We start from the raw sequence: 17726 nt of genomic DNA on the forward strand, positions 1-17726 counted from the left end.
CAATGAAACTGTATAATCTGAAAGATCATAACGAGCAGGTCAGCTTTGCGCAGGCCGTCACGCAAGGGCTTGGCAAGAATCAGGGATTGTTTTTTCCGCACGATCTACCGGAATTCAATCTGACAGAAGTGGATGAGATGCTGAACCAGGACTTCGTTAGCCGCAGCGCGAAGATCCTGTCCGCATTTATTGGTGATGAGATCCCTCAGGAAATTCTGGAAAAACGCGTGCGTGCTGCATTTGCTTTTCCGGCACCGGTTTCTCAGGTTGCCGCAGATGTCGGCTGTCTGGAACTGTTCCACGGCCCTACGCTTGCATTTAAAGACTTTGGCGGGCGCTTTATGGCGCAAATGCTGACGCACATCAGCGGCGACAAGCCGGTAACCATTCTGACGGCGACCTCAGGTGATACTGGCGCGGCGGTTGCACATGCCTTTTATGGCCTGAAAAATGTGCGCGTGGTGATCCTCTACCCGAACGGCAAGATCAGCCCATTACAGGAAAAACTGTTCTGTACGCTGGGCGGTAACATTGAAACTGTAGCGATTGATGGCGATTTTGATGCCTGCCAGGCGCTGGTGAAACAGGCGTTTGATGACGAAGAGCTGAAGGTGGCTCTGGGACTGAACTCGGCTAATTCAATTAACATCAGCCGTCTGCTGGCGCAAATCTGTTACTACTTTGAGGCTGTGGCTCAGCTACCGCAAGAGGCGCGGAATCAGCTGGTGATTTCTGTTCCCAGCGGTAACTTTGGCGATCTGACCGCCGGGCTGCTGGCGAAATCACTGGGCTTGCCGGTGAAGCGTTTTATCGCGGCGACTAACGTTAACGATACGGTTCCGCGTTTCCTTGCTGAAGGTGAGTGGGCGCCGAAAGCGACTCAGGCGACGTTATCGAATGCGATGGATGTCAGCCAGCCGAACAACTGGCCGCGCGTGGAAGAACTGTTCCGCCGTAAAATCTGGCGTCTGAATGAGCTGGGTTATGCCGCCGTTGATGATGCCACGACTCAGGACACCATGCGTGAGTTACATGAGATAGGCTACACCTCAGAACCGCATGCGGCGGTGGCTTACCGTGCGCTGCGTGACCAACTGAACCCTGGCGAGTACGGCCTGTTCCTTGGTACTGCGCATCCGGCGAAGTTTAAAGAAAGCGTTGAAGAGATTCTTGATCTGACGCTGGCGTTGCCAAAAGAGCTGGCGGAACGCGCGGACTTGCCGCTGCTTTCTCATCACCTGCCTGCTGATTTTGCGCAACTGCGTAAGCTGATGATGACCCGCAGTTAACGGTGGTGCCCGCTGGCGCTTTGCTTAGCGGGCCTACAAAACCTGTAGGCCGGATAAGGCGTTAGCCGTCATCCGGCATGTAAATTATTGCTCGTGGCGTTTAAACACCAGTTCGCCGTTTCCTGACGCTTCTTCATCAAAGAAATAGCCTTCGCTGTTAAATGCGGTCAGCTGTTCCGGCTGCGTTAAGCGGTTCTCAATGATGTAGCGGCTCATCAGGCCGCGCGCTTTCTTGGCATAAAAGCTGATGACTTTGAACTTGCCGTTTTTCTCGTCTAGGAAGACTGGTTTAATCAGCTCGGCATTGAGCTTTTTCGGCTTCACGGATTTAAAATACTCATCCGAAGCGAGGTTAATCACCACGCTGTCGCCTTGTGCTTCAAGTGCTTCATTAAGTTTATCGGTGATGATATCTCCCCAGAACTGGTAGAGATCTTTACCCTTCGCATTGGCCAAACGAATGCCCATCTCCAGACGATAAGGCTGCATCAAATCCAGCGGACGTAGAACACCGTACAGTCCGGACAACATCCGTAAATGCTGCTGAGCGAAGTCGAAATCCGCCTCGCTGAAGGTTTCAGCCTGCAGCCCGGTATACACGTCGCCCTTAAATGCCAGAATGGCCTGGCGCGCATTGTCCGGCGTGAAGTCAGGCTGCCAGTCATGGAAACGCGTGGCATTCAAATCCGCCAGTTTGTCGCTAATTCCCATCAGCTTGCCAATCTGCGGCGCAGAGAGCTGGCGCGCCACATGGATAAGCTGCTGAGAGTGATCCAGCAGTTCGGGTAGCGTATGGCGTGTTGTTGCCAGCGGACTTTGGTAGTCGAGCGTTTTTGCAGGTGAAATCAGAATCAGCATATCCAGTCCTTGCAGGAAATTTACTGCGACTTTAGCAAAAAAAACGACAGATTTGATCGATGGTTGTGATTGCCGCGCTATCCGCGCGGCGTTTCATCCCAGCTTTCGGGGGCAAGCTGTTGTCTGATATCAGGATAACGGTGCGGATCGAATTCCGGGCGCACCCCGAGTTTACGCTGGCGCAGATAATCGCTGGCGATGGTATGGACAACCGGAGAAAGCAGCAAAATCGCCGTCAGGTTAGTGATGGCCATACAAGCCATAATGATATCGGCCAACTGCCAGACCAGCGGGAAGCTGACAAACGTTCCGCCGATAATGGTGCTAATGGTAGCGATTCGCAATAGCCAGATGACGCGCATATTGTCCAGTTTCAGAAAGACGAGATTGTTCTCCGCATAGATGTAGTTGGCGACGATCGAGCTAAAGGCAAACAGAATCACAATAAAAGCCACGAATCCGGCTCCCCATTCTCCCGTCAGCGTTACCATTGCTTTCTGAAGTAACTGGATGCCTTCCATTTGCACATAGCTGGTGCCATTGCCTGCCAACAGAATAATCATCGCGCTAGCCGTACAGACCACGAGAGTGTCGCCTAATACCCCAATCATTTGCACAATGCCTTGTGCCGCAGGATGCGGTGGCCAGGAGGCGGCCGATGCGGCTGCATTCGGCGTAGATCCCATTCCGGCTTCGTTAGAAAACATGCCGCGCTGAAAACCGTTGGCAATAGCCTGGCTTAGCGTATATCCGGCCGCACCCGCTGCTGCTTCCTGCCAGCCAAAGGCGCTTTTTATAATGGTGACGATAATGTCGGGAAGCTGCCCGATATGCCACAGACAGATGATGATGCTACATCCAACCCACAGCAGTGCCATCATCGGAACGAACCATTGCATCAGGCGTGCGACGCCTTTAATACCGCCGACGATGACCAGTAATGACACTATTGCCAGTGCGATACCGGAGAAGAGGGGAGGGATGTCAAAAGCAAAGGTCAACGCACGAGAGACCGAGTTCGCCTGAACGCTGTTAAAAATCAGTCCATAGGCAATCAGTAAAAAGATGGCAAAAAGGACGCCCATCCAGCGCATGCCCAGACCACGTGCCATATACCACGCAGGACCACCGCGGAACTGTCCTTTGCTATCGCGTTCTTTATACAGTTGGGCAAGTGAGCACTCGGCGAATGACGTTGCCATACCAATGACCGCTGAGACCCACATCCAGAAAATGGCTCCAGGACCGCCAGCGGCGATCGCCAACGCTACGCCGGCCAGGTTCCCGCTACCGATACGCGCGGCAAGGCTGGTGCACAGAGCCTGAAAGGAAGTTAAACCGCCCGGCTGCGGGCTAATGCTGTTTTTAAGACTTGTGCCAAACTGGCGAATGTAGCGGAACTGCACGAACCCTGTACGCCAGGTGAACCAACATCCTGCGCCAAGCAGGAGGTAGATCATCACCGATCCCCAGAGTATTTCATTAATAAATGAGAAAAAATCAGGCATTAACATCCCTCTTGTTGATGCCGGTAAGCGCGAAGATTTCCGTGTAAGCGCTACCAATAATCGACCAGTATATACCTTGTCATGAGAGTGATTGCGGGAGTTTATCATAACAATCGTTATATCCCGCAATTGCGCATCACAGGCTTTGAGATGCGTAATCAGGGCTGAGCAGCGGGTCGGACAATCCAGGCGGTTGCGCTGAGAGTGCGTCGTGCTATCATCAGGGAAGATCGGTTACATCCCCCTAACAAGCTGTTTAAAGAGAATCGCTATCATGACGGACAAATTGACCTCCCTTCGTCAGTTCACCACAGTAGTGGCCGACACCGGAGACATCGCGGCAATGAAGCTGTATCAGCCTCAGGATGCCACAACTAACCCTTCTCTCATTCTTAACGCAGCGCAGATCCCAGAATACCGCAAGCTGATTGATGACGCTGTAGCCTGGGCTAAGCAGCAGAGCAACGACCGCGCACAGCAGATCGTCGACGCGACCGACAAACTGGCAGTAAATATCGGTCTGGAGATCCTGAAACTGGTCCCGGGTCGTATTTCTACTGAAGTTGACGCTCGTCTGTCTTACGACACCGACGCGTCCATCGCGAAAGCAAAACGTCTGATCAAGATGTACAACGACGCTGGCATCAGCAACGATCGCATTCTGATTAAACTGGCTTCAACCTGGCAGGGCATCCGTGCCGCTGAGCAGCTGGAAAAAGAAGGCATCAACTGTAACCTGACTCTGCTGTTCTCCTTCGCGCAGGCACGTGCATGTGCAGAAGCTGGCGTATACCTGATTTCTCCGTTCGTTGGTCGTATTCTTGACTGGTACAAAGCCAACACCGACAAGAAAGAGTATGCACCGGCAGAAGATCCGGGTGTGGTTTCCGTAACGGAAATCTACGAGTACTACAAACAGCACGGTTACGAAACCGTGGTGATGGGTGCGAGCTTCCGTAACATCGGCGAAATCATTGAGCTGGCAGGCTGCGATCGTCTGACGATTGCTCCGGCACTGCTGAAAGAGCTGGCGGAAAGCGAAGGCGCTATCGAACGTAAACTGTCCTTCTCCGGCGAAGTGAAAGCGCGTCCTGCACGCATCACCGAAGCTGAGTTCCTGTGGCAGCACAACCAGGATCCGATGGCTGTAGATAAACTGGCGGACGGTATCCGTAAGTTTGCTGTAGACCAGGGTAAACTGGAAAAAATGATCGGCGATCTGCTGTAATCATTAACGCGTGGCCCTGATATGGGTCACGCTACCTCTTCTGAAACCTGTCTGTCCTTCCTTTCGCAGTGTATCATTCTGTTTAACGAGACTGTTTAAACGGAATAATCATGAATACTTTACGCATTGGCCTGGTTTCCATTTCTGACCGTGCTTCCAGCGGCGTTTACCAGGATAAAGGTATCCCGGCCCTTGAAGAGTGGCTGGCATCTGCCCTTACCACCCCTTTTGAGCTGCAAACGCGACTGATCCCGGATGAACAGGCGATCATCGAACAGACCTTATGCGAGCTGGTGGATGAAATGAGCTGTCATCTGGTGCTGACTACCGGCGGAACGGGTCCGGCACGTCGCGACGTGACCCCCGATGCTACGCTTGCCGTGGCTGACCGCCAGATGCCAGGCTTTGGCGAACAGATGCGCCAGATAAGTCTGCACTTTGTGCCAACGGCTATTCTCTCCCGCCAGGTCGGTGTGATTCGCAAACAGGCGTTGATCCTGAATCTGCCTGGGCAGCCGAAATCGATCAAAGAAACGCTGGAAGGCGTGAAAGATGCCGACGGTAAGGTTATCGTACCGGGTATTTTTGCAAGTGTACCGTATTGTATACAGTTGCTGGATGGGCCGTATGTGGAAACCGCACCGGCTGTTGTAGCATCTTTTCGTCCTAAAAGCGCAATTCGCGATACAAACAGCTGAAAGTAGCCCGATCGTGACATAAGTGCCAATCACAGTGGAGTATTGAATTGTTTACGATATAGTAATTTTTGCTTTACATATATCGACAGACAGATTCAATAACTCCACTGACTGATGGTTTGCTATGTCACAACACACTCGACCGCTGAATCGCCAGGATTATAAAACTCTTACGCTTGCTGCCCTCGGCGGCGCGCTTGAGTTTTATGATTTCATTATCTTCGTCTTCTTTGCCGCTGTTGTTGGTGAACTCTTCTTTCCGGCAGACATTCCTGAGTGGCTACGTCAGGTGCAAACCTTCGGCATTTTTGCCGCCGGATATCTGGCGCGTCCGCTGGGTGGCATCATCATGGCGCACTTTGGCGATCTGGTCGGGCGTAAGAAAATGTTCACCCTGAGCATTTTGCTGATGGCGATACCGACGCTGGCGATTGGTCTTTTGCCTACCTACGCTTCAATGGGGATCCTCGCACCGCTGCTGTTACTGCTGATGCGCATTTTGCAAGGCGCTGCCATCGGCGGAGAAGTGCCGGGCGCGTGGGTGTTCGTGGCGGAGCACGTACCGGAGCGCCGCATCGGCATTGCCTGTGGCACGCTGACCGCCGGGCTGACGGTGGGGATTCTGTTGGGGTCGGTGGTTGCGACGCTAGTGAATACCAACCTGACGCAACAGGCGGTGCATGACTACGGCTGGCGTATCCCGTTCCTGCTGGGGGGCGTTTTTGGGCTGGTGGCGATGTACCTGCGCCGCTGGTTGCAGGAAACGCCAATCTTCCTCGAAATGCAGCAGCGTAAAGCACTTGCGCAAGAGCTACCGGTGAAGTCGGTGGTGAGTAAGCATAAAAAAGCGGTGGTTATTTCAATGCTGCTGACCTGGTTGTTATCGGCCGGGATTGTGGTGGTGATCCTGATGTCACCAGTCTGGTTGCAGAAGCAGTATGGCTTTGCACCCGCGCTAACGTTACAGGCCAACAGTGTCGCTACCATTATGCTGTGCGTCGGCTGTCTGCTGGCCGGATTTATTGTCGACCGGGTCGGCGCCAGCAAAACCTTTATTGTCGGCAGCCTGCTGCTGGCCTGTTCGAGCTGGTTTTTCTATCACCTGACCGGCAGCCATCCTCAGCACTTGTTCCTGTTATACGGGCTGGTGGGATTATGCGTTGGCGTAGTCGGCGCAGTGCCTTATGTCATGGTGCGGGCGTTTCCGGCGGAAGTCCGTTTTACCGGTATTTCCTTTTCCTATAACGTCTCATATGCCATTTTTGGTGGTCTGACGCCAATCGCCGTGACGATGTTAATGAGCGTGTCGCCAATGGCTCCGGCCTGGTATGTGCTGGCGTTATCGCTGGTGGGGTTAGGTCTGGGAATTTGGCTGCGACAGGATATTTATCATCGCGATACGAGCGTACAGGGAGAGTTACAGCGTTTGTAAGGAATACCCCCCCGTCAGGGGGGATATTGTCAGATTAGTGCGCTTCACCAATCGGCAGGATGGTACGGCCAAACTGTTCGTTCAGCACTTCACCCATCGCCAGGTAAATAGCGCTTGCGCCACACACTAAGCCAACCCAACCCGCTACGTGAATGATTGCTTCGTTACCTGCAATGTTGCCAACGGCCAGCAGGGCGAACAGCACTGTCAGGCTCAGGAACACGAACTGCAGCATGCGCGCGGCTTTCAGCGTACCGAAGAACATGAACAGAGTGAACACGCCCCACAGACCCAGGTAAGCGCCCAGGAACTGACCATTGGTTGCATCCGCGAGGCCCATTTTCGGCATCAGCAGAATCGCAACCAGCGTCAGCCAGAACGAACCGTAGGAGGTAAAGGCGGTTAAACCGAAGGTGTTGCCTTTTTTATATTCCAGAAGACCGGCAAAAATTTGCGCGATACCGCCGTAGAAAATGCCCATCGCCAGAATAATAACGTCTAAAGCGAAGAAACCCGCGTTATGCAGGTTAAGCAGAATGGTGGTCATGCCAAAGCCCATCAGGCCCAGCGGTGCCGGATTAGCCAACTTAGTGTTGCCCATAATTCCTCAAAATCATCATTGATTGAATGGTGAAATAGTTTCCCCAAATAACGATCACTGTCTTCGGGGCGCGGCATAATAATCAGGGGAGAGGGCACTGTCTATGATCTAACGAAGGGAAAACGAATTATTTTCCCTGTGATGGGCATCACGCTTGTGCGTGGTTGAACATTCTGCGCAGGCAGGCAATGTGGAGTACAGCCGGGATCGTCACCCGATAAGCGCTGCCGCTCACCGCTTTAACCCCGTTTAAAGCCGCACCTACCGGGCCGCCAAGTCCGGCTCCGCGCAGTAATCCGTGCCCGATTACGCTGACGGCGGCGTGGGTTCGCAGAATTTTGGTTAACTGGCCGGAGAGCAGGTGAGAGACGCCTTTTGCCAGGTGACGATCCTTCAATAATAACGGTAGCAGTTCTTCCAGTTCAGAAACTTTTGCATCGACAGCCTGCAGAAATTCCTGCTTTTGTCCGGCATCCATTTTTTGCCAGGCATTGCGTAAAAAGTGCTCCAGCAGAGACTGTTCAATTTCGAACGTGGACATCTCTTTATCAGCTTTAATCTTCAGACGCTTCGAAACGTCCAGCAAAATCGCCCGATACAGTTTTCCATGTCCACGGAGTTTATTGGCAATGCTGTCGCCCCCATAATGCTGCAGTTCGCCAGCAATCAGTTGCCAGTTGCGGCGGTGCTGTTCCGGATGTCCTTCCATCGATTTAAATAAATCGTTGTGGTTGAGAACGCTCGACAGACGGGCTTTCCCCTTTTCATTATGTGTAAGCAGGCGGGTAATATTGGCGAGCTGCTCCTCACTGCAATGCTGAAGAAAATCGAGATCGTCGTCATTCAAATAGGTGACATTCATGTTTCTATGGCTTTTGAATAAAAGTATGGGGAATTAGTCGTCGCCGATGATTTTCAGCGTCGCCATATCAGAAGAGTTCACCGTATGGCCGGAGAAGGTAATTTTTTTCACGCAGCGCTTATTGTCGTTGTCGCTATTGATGTTGATCCAATTGGTCGTTTGCCCTTCTTTGATGGAGGAAGGTACGTTCAGACTCTGGCTGGACATGCGGGCAGCTTTGAAATAAACCGATGCACCACTGAGCTGTAAATCACCATGATCGGCCGTAAGTTGAATGCGTTTCACCACGCGGCAAACGGGAAGTTTCAGCGTCAGATCGTTGGTTTCATTACGAGGCATGGCGATCACGCCGAGGACTTTATGATCGTTAGCGTGTGCGGCGCTGCTTAGCAGCAGGCCCATAAGCAGGCTGGCGGAAAGGGTTAATACGGATTTCATGGAATTTCTCTTTGACGGCTGTAAAAGTGTGTCGTTTCAGACCATCTTACCGCTGTCAGAATCATGATTCATGCTTGTAATCTTTTCTTTTTATTACAATTTTTATGTGAATGGCTGTGCTGATTTTATCTGTTTTATGAATTAATTTTTATTTGAGACTATTCATTTTTTAATCTTTTAACCTTTTTTCTGCGATTTTATTGCCACAAGGCTAAAAAAAATTTTCATGCCCCCCTTGATGACGTGGGTTACGACCCCATCTTGTAAGCAACCGCAGTGGTGAGTCTGAAAAAAAACGATTCAGGGTAGTTGAAACCGCACGTTTCGCCCTTATTACAGATTCACAACCACATGATGACCGAATTTTTAGTGGAGACGTTTAGATGGGTAAAATTATTGGTATCGACCTGGGTACTACCAACTCTTGTGTAGCGATTATGGATGGCACTACTGCACGTGTGCTGGAGAACGCCGAGGGCGATCGCACCACGCCTTCTATCATTGCTTATACCCAGGATGGTGAAACTCTGGTTGGTCAGCCGGCTAAACGTCAGGCAGTGACAAACCCGCAAAACACCCTGTTTGCGATTAAACGCCTGATTGGCCGCCGCTTCCAGGACGAAGAAGTACAGCGTGATGAAGCCATCATGCCGTACAAAATCATCGGTGCTGACAACGGTGATGCATGGATTGACGTAAAAGGTCAGAAACTGGCACCGCCGCAGATTTCTGCTGAAGTGCTGAAAAAAATGAAGAAAACGGCTGAAGATTACCTGGGTGAGCCGGTAACTGAAGCAGTTATCACCGTACCTGCATACTTTAACGATGCTCAGCGTCAGGCAACTAAAGACGCCGGTCGTATCGCAGGTCTGGAAGTAAAACGTATCATCAACGAACCAACCGCAGCTGCGCTGGCTTACGGTCTGGATAAAGAAGTCGGCAACCGTACTATCGCGGTATATGACCTCGGTGGTGGTACTTTCGATATCTCTATTATCGAAATCGACGAAGTTGACGGCGAAAAAACCTTCGAAGTTCTGGCAACCAACGGTGATACCCACCTGGGTGGTGAAGACTTCGACAGCCGTATGATCAACTACCTGGTTGACGAGTTTAAGAAAGATCAGGGTATCGACCTGCGTAATGACCCGCTGGCGATGCAGCGTCTGAAAGAAGCCGCTGAGAAAGCGAAGATCGAGCTGTCTTCCGCTCAGCAGACCGACGTGAACCTGCCGTACATCACTGCAGACGCGACCGGTCCGAAACATATGAACATCAAAGTGACCCGTGCGAAACTGGAAAGCCTGGTTGAAGACCTGGTTAACCGTTCTATCGAGCCGCTGAAAGTTGCTCTGCAGGATGCTGGCCTGTCCGTATCTGATATCAACGACGTTATCCTCGTTGGTGGTCAGACGCGTATGCCGATGGTGCAGAAGAAAGTCGCTGAGTTCTTCGGTAAAGAACCGCGTAAAGACGTTAACCCGGACGAAGCCGTAGCAATCGGTGCTGCTGTTCAGGGTGGTGTATTGACCGGTGATGTTAAAGACGTGCTGCTGCTGGACGTTACCCCGCTGTCTCTGGGTATCGAAACCATGGGTGGCGTAATGACTCCGCTGATCGCGAAAAACACCACTATCCCGACCAAGCACAGCCAGGTGTTCTCTACCGCTGAAGACAACCAGTCTGCGGTAACCATCCATGTGCTGCAGGGTGAACGTAAACGTGCTGCTGATAACAAAGATCTGGGTCAGTTTAACCTGGATGGTATCAGCCCGGCTCCGCGCGGTATGCCGCAGATCGAAGTTACTTTTGACATCGATGCCGACGGTATCCTGCACGTTTCCGCGAAAGACAAAAACAGCGGTAAAGAGCAGAAGATCACCATCAAGGCTTCTTCTGGTCTGAACGAAGAAGAAATTCAGAAAATGGTTCGCGAAGCAGAAGCGAACGCAGAATCTGACCGTAAGTTTGAAGAGCTGGTTCAGACCCGTAACCAGGGTGACCATCTGCTGCACAGCACTCGCAAGCAGGTTGAAGAAGCAGGCGACAAACTGCCGGCTGACGACAAAACTGCCATCGAGTCTGCACTGACCGCGCTGGAAACTTCTCTGAAAGGTGAAGACAAAGCGGATATCGAAGCGAAAATGCAGGCGCTGGCACAGGTTTCCCAGAAACTGATGGAAATCGCTCAGCAGCAGCACGCACAGCAACAGGCTGGTGCAGCAGGCGCTGATGCTTCTGCAAATAACGCGAAAGATGACGACGTTGTCGACGCCGAGTTTGAAGAAGTGAAAGACAAAAAATAATCGCCCTTTGAACGGGTAATTACTGGCACGGGCGAAGAGGTTTCCTCTCCGCCCGTGCACGCATGTTAGGGGCAGATAAAAAGAGATGGCTAAGCAAGACTATTACGAGATTTTAGGCGTTTCCAAATCAGCGGAAGAGCGTGAAATCAAAAAGGCCTACAAGCGCCTGGCCATGAAATATCATCCGGACCGCAACCAGGGTGATAAAGAGGCCGAAGCCAAGTTTAAAGAGATCAAAGAAGCGTACGAGATCCTGACCGATGCGCAAAAACGTGCGGCCTACGATCAGTACGGTCATGCTGCGTTTGAGCAAGGCGGTATGGGCGGCGGCGGCGGTTTTGGCGGCGGGGCTGACTTCAGCGATATCTTTGGTGACGTGTTTGGCGATATCTTTGGCGGCGGTCGTGGTCGTCAGCGCGCCTCACGTGGTGCTGATTTACGTTACAACATGGATCTCACTCTGGAAGAAGCCGTGCGTGGCGTCACCAAAGAGATCCGTATTCCGACTCTGGAAGAGTGTGACGTCTGCCACGGTAGCGGCGCAAAGGCGGGCACTCAGCCGCAAACCTGTCCAACCTGTCACGGTTCCGGTCAGGTGCAGATGCGTCAGGGCTTTTTTGCCGTACAGCAGACCTGTCCACACTGTCAGGGCCGCGGTACGCTGATCAAAGATCCGTGCAACAAATGCCACGGGCATGGTCGCGTTGAGAAGAGCAAAACGCTGTCTGTTAAAATCCCGGCTGGGGTTGATACCGGCGACCGTATCCGTTTGTCTGGTGAAGGCGAAGCCGGTGAGCATGGCGCGCCAGCAGGTGATTTGTACGTTCAGGTGCAAGTAAAACAACACCCAATTTTCGAACGTGAAGGCAATAACCTCTACTGCGAAGTGCCGATTAACTTTGCGATGGCTGCTCTGGGCGGCGAGATTGAAGTCCCGACGCTGGACGGTCGCGTGAAGCTAAAAATTCCGGGCGAAACGCAAACTGGCAAACTTTTCCGCATGCGTGGAAAGGGCGTCAAGTCTGTACGCGGTGGCGCTCAGGGAGACCTGCTGTGCCGCGTGGTAGTGGAAACCCCGGTTGGCCTGAACGACAAGCAGAAGCAACTGCTGAAAGATTTGCAGGACAGCTTTGGCGGCCCGACGGGTGAACAAAACAGTCCGCGCTCCAAAAGTTTCTTCGACGGTGTGAAGAAGTTCTTTGACGATCTGACTCGCTAACGACAAGCCAAAAAACTTTCTCGTTTGAAAAAACCGGTATTCCCTTTTAAGGGAATACCGGTTTTTTATTGTCAAGGATAAAAGTGAGTTGGATGGCCTTGAATGTGAGTTTTCTAACATGTCAGGTAAATATATTAGGGGAGGTTAGTAAGAAGATATTGATGCGCTTACTAACAAATATGAACTTATCATATCTACAGCAACATTATTTGACACATTATTTTAAGCAGTCATTATCTATTCTGATGTGAGATTTACATCACTATCTTGTAATTACATTTGTTTAATATTTATCACCGCAGCGAACCTTCATTCATTGATGAAAAAATTATAATTATGGGGAATAAATTCAATGCCTCGGATAAAGGAAATACTACTGGCTAGTCTTGTATTAGCCACTCCAGCTCTTTTTAGCCAAAATGTACAAGCTCTGGAATATAAAAACTCTTTTGGGTCAATTAACGCTGGTTATGCAGACTGGAATAGCGGTTTTGTGAATGTGCACCGCGGTGAAGTTTGGAAAGCAACGGCTGATTTTGGCGTCAATTTTAGAGAGGCTGAATTCTATTCTTTTATTGAAAGCAACGTATTAAACCATGCAGTGGCGGGCCGTAACCATACCGTCTCTGCTATGACCCATGTGCGTCTTTTTGATTCTGACTATACCTTCTTTGGCAAGATATACGGTCAATGGGACAACTCATGGGGTGACGATCTGGATATGTTTTATGGACTCGGTTATCTGGAGTGGAGTGGAGATTGGGGTTTCTTTAAACCTTATATCGGCTTGCATAACCAATCAGGTGACTATGTATCACCGAAATATGGACAGACCAGTGGATGGAATGGATATGTTATTGGTTGGACTGCTGTTTATAACTTCTCTTTATTTGGTGAAAGCTTTGTTTTATCTGACTGGAATGAAGTCGAGATTGATAGAAATGATGCTTACACGGAGCAGCAATTCGGTCGAAATGGTTTAAATGGAGGATTAACGCTGGCATGGAAGTTTTATCCACGATGGAAGGCATCTGTAACGTATCGTTATTTTGAGAACAAATTAGGTTATGACGGATATGGGGATCAGATGATTTATATGGTCGGATATTCATTTTAATTAAAATTAAAGGAACTGAAATGAAAAGAACAGTCATTGCCAGCATGATTGGGCTGGCACTGTGCGCCGGGAGCACATTACAAACCGCGCAGGCTGCTGCGGATAAACGCCCTAATTTAGTCATCATTCTTGCGGATGATTTGGGTTATGGCGATCTGGCGGTTTATGGTCATCAAATCGTTAAAACACCGAATATCGATAAATTGGCTCAGGATGGTGTGAGATTTACGGATTACTATGCGCCAGCTCCGCTTTGCTCCCCTTCTCGTGCTGGGTTATTGACTGGACGTATGCCGTTCCGCACGGGGATCCGTTCCTGGATCCCGGAAGGGAAAGATGTGGCATTGGGCCGTAATGAGCTGACGATTGCTAATCTGCTGAAAGCGCAAGGCTACGACACGGCGATGATGGGTAAATTACACCTCAATGCCGGCGGTGATCGAACAGACCAACCGCAAGCTAAGGATATGGGGTTTGACTATGGCCTGGTGAATACAGCCGGGTTTGTGACCGATTCCACTTTAGATAACGCGAAAGAGCGCCCACGCTATGGCACCGTGCATCCGACCGGATTCGCGCGTAATGGCAAACCGATTGGCAGAGCAGAAACATTTAGCGGTGAACTGGTTAGTTCAGAAGTCGTTAACTGGCTGGATAACAAGAAAGACGATAAACCGTTCTTCTTATACGTTGCATTTACCGAGGTCCATAGCCCGCTGGCCTCACCGAAAAAGTACCTCGATATGTATTCGCAATATATGAGTGCCTACCAGAAACAGCATCCGGATCTGTTCTACGGTGATTGGGCTGATAAACCTTGGCGTGGCACAGGTGAGTATTACGCCAACGTCAGTTATATGGATGCTCAGGTTGGTAAAGTAATGGATAAGATAAAGGCAATGGGTGAAGAAGATAACACCATTGTTATCTTTACTAGTGATAACGGACCTGTCACTCGTGAAGCGCGTAAAGTGTATGAGTTAAACCTGGCGGGTGAAACGGATGGTCTTCGCGGTCGTAAAGATAATCTGTGGGAGGGCGGGATCCGCGTTCCGGCAATTATCAAATATGGTAAGCATATTCCGCAGGGAATGGTGACAGATACGCCTGTCTATGGCCTCGACTGGTTGCCGACGCTGGCAAACATGATGAACTTCAAGCTCCCTACCGATCGCACCTATGATGGGCAGTCTTTGATTCCATTGCTGGAACAGAAAACCTTAAAACGTGAAAAACCGCTGATTTTCGGTATCGATATGCCATTCCAGGATGACCCTACTGATGAATGGGCTATTCGTGATGGCGACTGGAAAATGATCATCGATCGTGAGAATAAACCCAAGTACCTCTATAACCTGAAAAAAGATCGTTTCGAGACACTGAACCAGATCGGCAAACAGCCTGATATTGAGAAACAACTCTACGGTAAATTCCTGAAATATAAACAGGATATTGATAACGACTCGTTAATGAAAGCACGCGGTGATAAGCCTACGCCGGTCACCTGGGGCTAATCGAATAATTATAAGAAATACCATGTATGCCACTTAGGGCTCTGCCCGCCTGGCTCAGCGTTTTAGCTCTGAGCCAGGTTCTTTTATTTATAGGCTTGAATGATGATGAGCAGGAAAAGTTGCCAGGTCATGATTAAACCGACGGGTTCGGTATGCAATCTGGATTGTAAATACTGTTTTTACCTGGAGAAAGAGAAGCTCTATCCCCAGAGAAAAGCCAATTACAGGATGTCTGAAGATACGCTTGAATTGTTTATCAAACAGCATATCGCCGCGCAGGATGTGGATGAGGTGATTTTTGCCTGGCAAGGAGGGGAGCCAACGTTGATGGGGCTGCCATTTTTTCGACGGGCGGTCGAACTTCAGCAGATATACGCGGGTGAAAAGACAATAATCAATACTTTCCAGACCAACGGTATTTTGATTGATAACGAATGGGCGATGTTTTTTAAGCAGCATAACGTCCTGGTTGGGATTTCTATTGACGGTGATGCAGCTTTGCATGATGAATGGCGCGTTACGCGTTCAGGAAAGCCGACACACGAAAAGGTTGAGCAAGCCATTAAATGTCTGGTACGTCACGGTGTCGAGTTTAATACGCTGACGGTCGTTAACCGTACAAATATGCGTTATCCGCTGCAGGTCTATGAATATCTTAAAAGCATTGGCAGCCGCTATATGCAGTTTATTCCGCTGGTTGAGAGAGGTGGTGACGCAGGATTGGCACATCCTGTTGATAAACAAACTGTAATGATGTCCTGGTCTGTTGATCCCATCGAATTTGGCCATTTTCTTAATGCAATCTTTGATGTCTGGATCCGTAACGACATTGGCGATGTAGGTGTACAGATTTTCGAGCAAACTTTAGTGGCCTGGTGTGGATTACCGCCACAGGTATGTGTATTTGCGCCAACCTGCGGTAGTGCGTTTGCGCTGGAAATGAATGGTGATGTCTATAATTGCGATCATTTTGTTTACCCACAGTACAAACTGGGAAATATCCAGGATATGACGTTGCGCGCAATGAACAACAGTCAACAGAATCGACAGTTTGGCGACGATAAGCGCCGAACAATGGCACGGGAATGTCATGCCTGTCAGTGGCAGTTTGCCTGTTATGGTGGTTGCCCTAAGCATCGTTTTTTACCTTCGGTTTCTGGTTCTTCGAATCAAAACTACCTGTGCGCGGGTTACCAGGCTTTTTTTGCCCATACCAGCCCAACGATGAATGCGATGAAAACGCTCTATGAAAATGGATTTTCACCCGCAGAGATAAAATCAATATTTGTGTGATAGCAATATTCGCAGGGAGTGAATATGTTTTCTCAAATCAATGTAGATGTGTGTAAAACACCCGATTGTAAAAACCTCGGAGTCTTTAATAGCCCTGATTATTTGGCACAGGGGAAAAATATCCTGTGCCGGGAATGTGGCTTTTTTTTCCCTATCATTTCTGAGCGCTCTCTTAACCTTTTTCGTCAGTCGGTAAACCAGTCATGGAAGGGGTTGGTTAAGGTTTGCCCAACATGCGGCAGTTCCTCATTAAAAAAGTATGGTTTTTCCGCTCAGGGGGAACCGCGAGTTTATTGCCTGCAATGTCATAAAACGTTTATTTCTCCTGTCAGGCATAAAGACGATCCTCGTCTGGAAGATCTTGCCCGGCTTATCCTGGAGGGTGCTTCACTTGTTGATATTCGTACGGCGCTTTCTGTCGACAGCACGGGCCTGAACCGCGTTCTACTAAAATTATCCCGTAAGGCAAATCAGGCTGAACGTGAGTTTGTTATTCCGAAATTCGACCTGGTGATGAGTACGCGTGCTTTTCGGATTAGATTTAACGGTAGTGACAACAGTCTGTATGTTCTGGTTACCGTTGAGGAGAATAGCGGTCGGGTTATTGCCGTTTCGACTAATTATTCAACCCAGCCTGTTGAGGGTGAGTACCAGTATGCTTCCTACTATGAAGAACGTTTACCCCCCGGAACGTTAGCGCATCTTGTCCAGCGCAAGGAACTGATGACAATGCGACGAAATACCTTGTTTGATGTGGATTATGGTCCTGCAACGCTATACAGAAACGATTCCGGAATGCTGGTAAAACCTGTCCTGCCGGCTTATCGGCATTTTGAGTTAGTCAAAACACTTACTGATGAACGCTCCCTCAATGTTCAGCATTACATTGACCATGAGTGCTTCATATTAGGTGGTTGTATGATGGCTAATTTACAGCACGTTCAGCAAGGGCGCTGCCATATCTCGTTTGTGAAGGAAAGAGGGGACAGGCCTGCGCAAAGTGATATTCCGTACCGCATGTTTCAAAGTGGGGGGATTCGTAATAATGTCTGGCGTACCTATTCTACCCAAGATTATGCGATAGCGGCATGTAACCTAACGAGTAATAAAAAAACAGGCATGCTACGTCATGCTACGCTTGCCGGAGCAACGGAATTTATTACGTACATCAATAATCATCCGTTTCTGACACAAATTAACCATATGTCACCCGGTAATGTCGTCTCAACGCTGGATTATCTCCGCTATGCATTCAATGCCCGTCACATCGAACGACATGACTACTAAGAGTACTGATTTTCAGCCGTTCCCACCTGGATTCATTCTTCGTAAAAACCGATCTATCAATCACAAATAATCTAAT

Annotated in this window: 15 protein-coding genes; 10 read left to right on the forward strand and 5 right to left on the reverse strand. The window is 49.8% G+C overall.

Features of this window, described 5'->3' with window-relative positions; translation table 11 throughout:
• Positions 1–2 precede the first annotated feature (2 nt).
• Entirely contained in the window at positions 3–1289 is a 1287-nt protein-coding gene (thrC, locus tag G4551_RS03545; protein WP_003837308.1) for a threonine synthase, read from the forward strand.
• Positions 1290–1373: 84 nt separating this feature from the next.
• Here thrC and yaaA read toward each other — a convergent pair whose 3' ends face one another.
• On the reverse strand, positions 1374–2147 hold the full coding sequence (yaaA, locus tag G4551_RS03550; RefSeq protein ID WP_003018978.1) for a peroxide stress protein YaaA: 774 nt from the start codon (positions 2145–2147) through the stop codon (positions 1374–1376).
• Between the two features lie 77 nt (positions 2148–2224).
• Positions 2225–3655, reverse strand: coding sequence for an alanine/glycine:cation symporter family protein (locus tag G4551_RS03555; protein WP_003837310.1), 1431 nt, complete (start codon positions 3653–3655; stop codon positions 2225–2227).
• Between the two features lie 274 nt (positions 3656–3929).
• Here G4551_RS03555 and tal point away from each other — a divergent pair, with 274 nt between their 5' ends.
• The 3 genes from tal to G4551_RS03570 all read left to right on the forward strand — a co-directional run bounded on the left by tal (position 3930) and on the right by G4551_RS03570 (position 7013).
• On the forward strand, positions 3930–4883 hold the full coding sequence (gene tal, locus G4551_RS03560) for a transaldolase (protein ID WP_003018974.1): 954 nt from the start codon (positions 3930–3932) through the stop codon (positions 4881–4883).
• Positions 4884–4993: 110 nt separating this feature from the next.
• A complete protein-coding gene (gene mog, locus G4551_RS03565; RefSeq protein WP_003837312.1) occupies positions 4994–5581 on the forward strand; it encodes a molybdopterin adenylyltransferase in 588 nt (195 codons plus the stop codon).
• Positions 5582–5705: 124 nt separating this feature from the next.
• Positions 5706–7013 (forward strand): MFS transporter, encoded by a 1308-nt coding sequence (locus tag G4551_RS03570; protein ID WP_003837314.1) that lies wholly within the window; start codon positions 5706–5708, stop codon positions 7011–7013.
• Between the two features lie 34 nt (positions 7014–7047).
• Here the strand turns inward: G4551_RS03570 and satP are convergent, their stop codons facing one another.
• The 3 genes from satP to G4551_RS03585 all read right to left on the reverse strand — a co-directional run bounded on the left by satP (position 7048) and on the right by G4551_RS03585 (position 8914).
• A complete protein-coding gene (satP, locus tag G4551_RS03575; RefSeq protein WP_003018969.1) occupies positions 7048–7614 on the reverse strand; it encodes an acetate uptake transporter in 567 nt (188 codons plus the stop codon).
• Positions 7615–7762: 148 nt separating this feature from the next.
• Positions 7763–8476, reverse strand: coding sequence for an acidic protein MsyB (msyB, locus tag G4551_RS03580; protein WP_003837316.1), 714 nt, complete (start codon positions 8474–8476; stop codon positions 7763–7765).
• A gap of 33 nt (positions 8477–8509) precedes the next feature.
• The gene (locus tag G4551_RS03585; RefSeq protein ID WP_003018965.1) at positions 8510–8914 is read right to left on the reverse strand and encodes a DUF2541 family protein; all 405 of its coding nucleotides are present in this window, start codon (positions 8912–8914) and stop codon (positions 8510–8512) included.
• 383 nt (positions 8915–9297) lie between these two features.
• Between G4551_RS03585 and dnaK the strand changes: the two genes are divergently transcribed.
• The 6 genes from dnaK to G4551_RS03615 all read left to right on the forward strand — a co-directional run bounded on the left by dnaK (position 9298) and on the right by G4551_RS03615 (position 17650).
• Complete coding sequence (dnaK, locus tag G4551_RS03590; protein ID WP_003018959.1) at positions 9298–11220, forward strand: molecular chaperone DnaK; 1923 nt, start codon at positions 9298–9300, stop codon at positions 11218–11220.
• Positions 11221–11305: 85 nt separating this feature from the next.
• Positions 11306–12439 carry a molecular chaperone DnaJ gene (dnaJ, locus tag G4551_RS03595; RefSeq protein ID WP_003837322.1) on the forward strand — a complete coding sequence of 378 codons (1134 nt, stop codon included), beginning with the start codon at positions 11306–11308 and terminating at the stop codon, positions 12437–12439.
• A gap of 352 nt (positions 12440–12791) precedes the next feature.
• Complete coding sequence (locus G4551_RS03600; protein ID WP_032941170.1) at positions 12792–13556, forward strand: outer membrane protein OmpK; 765 nt, start codon at positions 12792–12794, stop codon at positions 13554–13556.
• Between the two features lie 20 nt (positions 13557–13576).
• Positions 13577–15070 carry a sulfatase family protein gene (locus G4551_RS03605; protein WP_003837327.1) on the forward strand — a complete coding sequence of 498 codons (1494 nt, stop codon included), beginning with the start codon at positions 13577–13579 and terminating at the stop codon, positions 15068–15070.
• Between the two features lie 102 nt (positions 15071–15172).
• The gene (locus tag G4551_RS03610) at positions 15173–16363 is read left to right on the forward strand and encodes an anaerobic sulfatase maturase (RefSeq protein WP_032941172.1); all 1191 of its coding nucleotides are present in this window, start codon (positions 15173–15175) and stop codon (positions 16361–16363) included.
• Positions 16364–16387: 24 nt separating this feature from the next.
• Positions 16388–17650 (forward strand): IS1/IS1595 family N-terminal zinc-binding domain-containing protein, encoded by a 1263-nt coding sequence (locus G4551_RS03615; protein WP_003837330.1) that lies wholly within the window; start codon positions 16388–16390, stop codon positions 17648–17650.
• Positions 17651–17726: the final 76 nt, after the last annotated feature.

Origin of the sequence: Citrobacter freundii ATCC 8090 = MTCC 1658 = NBRC 12681 (genome assembly GCF_011064845.1) — a bacterium.
GTDB classification, from domain to species: Bacteria; Pseudomonadota; Gammaproteobacteria; order Enterobacterales; family Enterobacteriaceae; genus Citrobacter; species Citrobacter freundii.